Genomic DNA, 6,813 nt, shown 5'->3' on the forward strand with positions numbered 1-6,813 from the left:
GTTCATACTGATGGTGAGTCAGATCAACTAAATAAATCTTTAAATTCTCGCGCTTTTGCTACAGGACAAGATATTTTCTTTAGTCAGGGAGCTTATAATCCCGGAAGTAGAGACGGACAGGAATTATTAGCACATGAATTGACTCATATTGTTCAGCAGAATGGTTTAGGAAAATCTTCAGCAGTTTCTAAAAAAGAAGAATCAGAAACTGAAATACAGAAAGCTTGTGCAGAATGCGAAAAAGAAAAAAATCAATCACTAGAAGAAAAAGATGTTATTCAAAGAAAAGAAGTTGATCAAACAAAATCTCCTCAAGCAACTTTATCTACAACATCTACAACAGAAACTTCTACATCGGTAACGAAAACTGATAGTAATTCATCAAATTCATCCACATCAGAAAAACAACCGGTAGAAGCAGAAAATTCTCAAAAAGGTGATGAGGAAGAGAAGAAATCTGCATCTGCTGCGTCTGTAGCTATTCCTTCCCAAACTCCAAAAACAGAAACTCAGGATGCTGCTGCGTCAGAAAATAGCAGCGCTAGTAATCCTATTGCCGAGAAGGTACAGACCAAAACAGGAGAAGAAGATGTAAAATTGCCTAAAGAGGCTGGTGCAACTGGGGAAAAAGCAGAAAAAGGACAAGAAGAGAAATCAGCACCTAATACAAAATTAACGGAAGTTCCTGAAGCACAAGCATTAGAACAGAGCGTTAGTAATAGCCAAGAAGTTGTACCAGAAGTAGGTAGTGACCCATCTACACAGCAAATAGCAACTGAAACAGCAAAAGCTCAAGGTGAAGCACAAACGCAACAAACAGAATTAGCTGCTACTAATGCTAAGGTGGCACAATTAGCTTCAACTGGTATAGATTTTGGTGAACCAGAGACAGAAGGTGATGATGCCAGTATGGTAATTTCTCCCAAGGGTGAAGCTGGGGGTAATCATCGTCCTGTATTAGAACAACAAAGAGTAAATTCTAGTAACCAAGCGAGTGCATTTTTAGCTACTGCGGCCACAAAAGTACAAACAATTACGGGTTTGGGAGAAAATGTACCAGCTAGAGTTTTAGCGGCTGCGGAAAATGCTAAAGCAACAATTTTAACAAATGTGGCACAGCAGAAGGCTGCTATAACTGCCCAAATGGCTCAGTTGCGAAGTCAAGCACAAACGGAAGTGCAAGCTACTTTAACCCAAATTCAAACTCAGCAGCAAGCAGCAAACGCAGGAATTACTCAAACCACAACTACAGCAAAAACTAAGTTAGAAGGAGAATTTACTAAGGCTAATTCTACCCTTGCACAAAAGGAAACAAGTCAAGCGGCTAAAATTGAGCAATTATATCAACAAGCATTACCAAAATATAAGGCTGCGGGAGAAAAAATAGGTAATGAAGCGATCGCTCTCGCAGAAAATAAAGCTAAAGGATATGAGGCGAAAATTACAGGTAAAGATGATAGTTTACTCGATGGTCCATTAACAGATAACAGGAATAAAGCCAGCGCAAAAGCAGCGCGAGAAGTTGGTAAACAATATAAACAAGGTTTAGTAGAAGAAGCTAATAAACAAGGGGAAAAAGCTCAGGACGGGAAAGCTAAAGATTTAGAAGCAGTTAAACAAATTGCTAATCAGTCTCGTCAAACTCTAGAAAGTCAGCATCAAGCAAATTTAGAAAGTTTGACATCTGCTGAACAAACTGCTAGTTCTCAAATAGAACAAGCTAACACTAGTCTGACTCAAGCTGCTCAAAAAACCTTAGAAGCAACTTTACAATCTTTAAGCCAAAAAGAACAATCTCAATTACAAACGTTGACAGAATATGGTCAACAACAAGTAACAGCAATTGATGGTAATGCTCAAAAAGCGATCGCTAGTTTACAACAAGGAATAAATCAAGCTGCTACAAGTCTACAAGCGGCTCTGGAAAACTTCCAAGCTCAATCTCAAGGTATGGGCGCACCAGATCCGACAGCTTTAAGCGCATCCTTAGCCCAAGCTAGTGGACAAATAGATCAAGCGATCGCACAAGTTCAAGCCCAACTAGAAACCCATTTAGGTGCAGGTGAACAGGGCTTAACTCAAGCAGGACAAAATGCAGTTACTTCACTAAACACAATTAGTAATGGTGGTATTCAAGAAGCCCAAGCAGTGGGTACAGGTTTAACTACCAGTGTTCAACAACTGAGTCAAAGTGCTGGTGAAACCTTCAACAAAATTCAAGAAAGTCATAAGACCACAGTTCAAACTACCACAGATACAGCGATCGCAGGTTTTACCCAAGTCACCCAGGGTATTGAAACCGCCTTTAATCAAACCAACCAAAACCTAGAACAAGGCATTAACAACAGTGTTACCCAACTAGAAACAGGATTACGCGGTGCGCTAAATAAAATGAGCGCAGACATAGATAAATACGCCGAAGAAGCAGCCGCCCAAGAACAACCGCGATGGAAAGGCATCTTAAAGATTCTCCTGGTTATAGCTGTAATCGTTGTTGTTGCCCTTGTAGCTGGGCCAGCCGTAATTGGTGCAGTGGGGGCAATGGCAGGGGCATTAGGAGCAAGTGCAGCCGCAGCAGGGGTTATTGGTGCAGTAGTTGGGGGAGCGATCGTTGGTGCAGCCGCAGGTGCAGTTACTCAAATGGGTAACAACCTGATTGACGGTAAAAACCTCATGGAAGGTGTAGGACAGGCAGCCTTAATAGGGGCAATTGGTGGGGCTTTAGGTGGTGCTGGCAATGCATTAGGTCAACATCTGGCTAAAGAAGCATTCAAACAAGGTGCGGGTATGGCAACTCAATCACTACTGAAATTTGGCATTGAAACTGGCTTTGATACCGTTGGTAACATTCTAGGAGATTTAGTATCAGGTAATCCCATCACCTTTGAAAGTGTTATGACCAGTACCTTACAAGGTATAGGTATGTCCCTAGCAATGAGTAAAGTAGGTAAAATCAAAGCAGTGGAAGCTACTCAAACCAAATTCTCAGACATAGGCGCAGGTTTTGGTACTTCTGTCGGCAATAAGATTAAAACAGGTTTTAGTGGAGGAATAGATACACCTACAACTACACCTCATGTAGATACGCCTAATGTTAAGCAGCCGGAAGTAGAAGTCAAAGCTCCTGAAGCAGAAATTAAAGCTCCCGCAACTGAAGTCAAAGCTCCCGAAGCAGAAATTAAAGCTCCCGCAAATAATGAACCTGATACACCAAACGGACGTACCACTCATGCCGATGAACCAGAAGTTGAACCAGGAATAGTTGCCAAAGAACCAACTGCTGATGGACGTGAAATTAAAGTTACAAAAGAAGGTGAAGTATTACGCTGTACTGGCAGTTGTGAGATCGTTCAAGATCCAAAAGTTGATGAAATTTCCAATCCTAAGAGAAAAGCAGAAGAAGCTGTAGATGTGGTTGATGAAGCGGCAGCTAAAAAGCCAAAACCTGATGAAACTACAACAGAGACATCTCCAGAAACAAAAATAGAAACAACAAAACCCGAATCAGCTAAACTTACAGAGGATATTGGACCATCTGGTAAACGTTGGGATGACCCAACAATGACAGAGGCTGAATTTATTCGTGATTATCAAAATCGTTATCCTAAATCATCTTTATCGGAAACTGACTTAAAACAATACTTCCAAGATGGAAAACGTCTCAATCCAGAAACTGGTAGATTAGCTGAACCTGTTAGACCAATTGAACCTACAGGAACTAGAGACAATTTACCAACACAAGGAGAACAATATGAGGCATGGCAATCATATCTTAATGGTGATACCTCTAAAATACCTTGTTTCCCTGCTGGAACTTTAGTAAAAACTTCTGAAGGAAACAAAGAAATTGAAAATCTTGTTATTGGTGAATTAGTATTTGCTTATGATTTTCAAGCTAAACTGGTAGTAAAAAAGTCAATTACGGCAGTTCACAAAAACTGGACTCAATTCATAGTAGTAATTGAAACAGAACAAGGAAAAATTTCTTCTACAACCAATCACCCTTATTGGGTCGAAAGTGAGAATCAATGGTTAAAAGCGGTAGACATACAAGAAGGTATGATACTCAGATCAATTAATGGTGACTTACTCACAGTCCAATCAATTATTACCTATGAATCTGAGGAAAGTACTTATAATTTTGAAGTAGATCAATTACACAACTACTTCGTCAGTTCTTCGGGAATTCTTGTTCATAATGGTGATGGTAATACCTCTGGGTTTGAAACAACAGGTACTTTCCCCACTGATATATATCAAGTCAAAGATTTAAAAACAGGTGAAGTAATTTATGTAGGTAAAACTATTCAGGGATCTGATACCAGATTTGAACATCATATCACTGATCCAAAGAGTGCAGTTTATGACTACATCAATAATCCCACTAGTAAAGGTTACATCCCACCAGATCACCCATTACGTCAATCACCAGATTTCCCCAAAAACCTGATTGATACTATGATTGAATCTAAACCAGTACGTTCTGGTGAATGGACTCGATACGAAACAGCCGTGTGGGAGCAACACTATATTAACAAGAATGGTGGAGTTGGTGGTGGTCAGCTAATAAATAGAATTAATGCTATTACACCGAAAAAACTTGTATTATATAGTAAGGGTCATAATCCGTGTATAATCTAAACGGGTTACAATCTTACTTTTAAAATCTCCAAAAGTATTGATAAAGTATTGATATACAAAGATTTTTGCCCAGGCAAAAGTCTATTAATCACCTGTTTTTATTATATCTAAAAATTCCCAATGGTTAAGTTTCAATCTGGCGACATTTTTACTTTTAAACTCAGCACTAATGAGTATATATGCGGGCGTATAATGCTTGATATAAAAAAGCAGTGTGTACGTCCTAAGTTGCTACAACCTAATTCTCCATTAAATTTTTTTAATGGTTCTCTTCTAGTAGAAATTTATAAATCTACTGCTATGCAACCAATTATTGATAATTCGGAAATTTTAATTCCAGGTATTTTTATAGGTTCAGATTGTCTAGAATCTGGTACCTGGAGTATTATTGGTCATCAAGATGTTAATCCTCAAGAAGTAGAGTTTCCAGAAGCTTTAATTGCTCATGGATTACGCGCTCGATTTTTAAGAGGAGAAATTGCTTTAAATATTAATTTAAAAGAGGAAGAAATTGAGAAAATCAATGTTTATCAAACTAAAAAACCATCCCATATTTTAGGCGAAATATGTCTTTATCATTTGGGAAGAATAGATGAAATAAATAATTCTTGGGTACATAGTATCGAAGTATTCAACTTGAAAAGCTCTGATTTGCGTTTTACACAACACAGGAGTGAAATATACCATCTTTTAGGTGAGAACGAAAATCAATCATACTATGAAATGTCTAGTCGTCTTGGTTATAATATCCAAAGATTTTACGATAACAAAAAATAAGGAATAAGAAATGTTGACAAGTCTCAATAATGAAGAAAATCAGTTAATAATTCTTTGTCCCTATTGTTTAACACAAGTTGAAGAATCTGTTAAGTTGTGTCCTACTTGTGGTGAAGATACGACTCATGATGCTCTTGTGGAAATGACTTTAGAAGAATATATCAATAAGGAAAAAGTGAATTGTAATGTTTGTGGCAATTTAAAATTAAAACTGGCTCCTTTGTGTGCTGTCTGTCATACATGGCAAAATAGATAATTGCAATTATGGGCTGAGAAAAAATTGAACACCACACAATCTAATTTAATCATGAATAACAATAATAAACTCTGGACTGATTCCCAAAAAACACGGTATTTCCTCATTCCTGAAAATGCGGAAATAACTGCGGGAGAATTTCAAATCTTGACAATTCATGGAAATGAAAAAAAAGTTGATTTAACAAATATAATTAGTTGGGAAATTTCTGCTGATGAAGCTAGTCAGTATTTGCAATTGGACATGAATCAAGTTTTAGAAAGTGCAAAAAATGCCTTTAGTAATTTAATCTTGTTCGCTACTTCTGAACATACTGATAATAATTTAATTGCTTCAGTGTTAGGTGTTGATAGCCAAGAATTACAAAATCATCCAGAAATTGCGAAAGCAGCAGTTGATAATTTATATGATACTTTAACAGAGGTTATCAGTAAGCCAAGTTTAGAAACTTCCAAAATTGTCACTAAATATAGCTCTGAATTAGATGATTTTAAAGAAGTTTTAAAAGCAGAAGGTATTGATATTAATCAGGAAATGGAAGAGTTAACTCAGCAAATACAAACAACCTTATCTTCAGAAAAAATTCAACAAAATCTGCCAGTGATTATTGCTGGTTTAAATAAGTTTTTAGCACAGATGGAAACATCTCCAGAAGCAGCAGGAAAAGTAATTGATGAAATGCTGAAATCTTTAACTGAAGAAATATTTATTGACGAAGAAAAACAATTAGAAGAACAAAGAAAAGAAAAGTACAAAAAATCTGCCCAGGAAGCGATTGCCACATCTTTTAAATCTCTAGGACTGTCTTCATTTTCTGGTGGTGATTTATAGCTCATATTCCGAATCATCTAGCGGCACTGAATTTATAATTAGGGCAAATTACGGCATGATTATAGGCAACTTTGAGCTAGATTTTAACGATTAAATATTGAAGCAGTAAAACAGGGATTCTTAAAATTTGTCAAAAATATTGCTAAACACTTACAAACTCCGATTAATTGCTCTCGTCATTTGGCTACAATATTGATTATAAATTTTTGTTACACAAAACCTATACATTCAAGCCAGAAGATGCTACAGTGATCATACCATCTGCCGATTGAAGTCTAGGTATACCAATGCAGAGCCATGAAACCTCT

4 protein-coding genes are annotated in these 6,813 nt (G+C 37.2%); all 4 read left to right on the top strand.

What is annotated here, in order from left to right; all coding sequences use genetic code 11:
- Window positions 1-4,641 (top strand): eCIS core domain-containing protein (locus tag H6G44_RS19755; RefSeq protein WP_190595392.1); only part of this gene is annotated, 4,641 nt, incomplete at its 5' end.
- 120 nt (window positions 4,642-4,761) lie between these two features.
- The gene (locus H6G44_RS19760; RefSeq protein ID WP_190388260.1) at window positions 4,762-5,418 is read left to right on the top strand and encodes an Imm26 family immunity protein; all 657 of its coding nucleotides are present in this window, start codon (window positions 4,762-4,764) and stop codon (window positions 5,416-5,418) included.
- A 10-nt stretch (window positions 5,419-5,428) separates the two neighbouring features.
- Entirely contained in the window at window positions 5,429-5,674 is a 246-nt protein-coding gene (locus H6G44_RS19765; RefSeq protein ID WP_190388261.1) for a hypothetical protein, read from the top strand.
- Window positions 5,675-5,725: 51 nt separating this feature from the next.
- Window positions 5,726-6,505: a hypothetical protein gene (locus H6G44_RS19770; protein ID WP_190388262.1), complete on the top strand. Its 780-nt coding sequence runs from the start codon at window positions 5,726-5,728 to the stop codon at window positions 6,503-6,505.
- Window positions 6,506-6,813 lie beyond the last annotated feature (308 nt).

It is taken from the genome of Aphanizomenon flos-aquae FACHB-1287 (assembly GCF_014698755.1).
Classification (GTDB): Bacteria; Cyanobacteriota; Cyanobacteriia; order Cyanobacteriales; family Nostocaceae; genus Dolichospermum; species Dolichospermum flosaquae.

Excerpts from the sequence above, each read along its gene's own strand:
- H6G44_RS19760 (WP_190388260.1), top strand. The coding sequence starts at position 4,762 with ATGGTTAAGTTTCAATCTGGCGACATTTTTACTTTTAAACTCAGCACT.
- H6G44_RS19765 (WP_190388261.1), top strand. The coding sequence starts at position 5,429 with ATGTTGACAAGTCTCAATAATGAAGAAAATCAGTTAATAATTCTTTGT.
- H6G44_RS19770 (WP_190388262.1), top strand. The coding sequence starts at position 5,726 with ATGAATAACAATAATAAACTCTGGACTGATTCCCAAAAAACACGGTAT.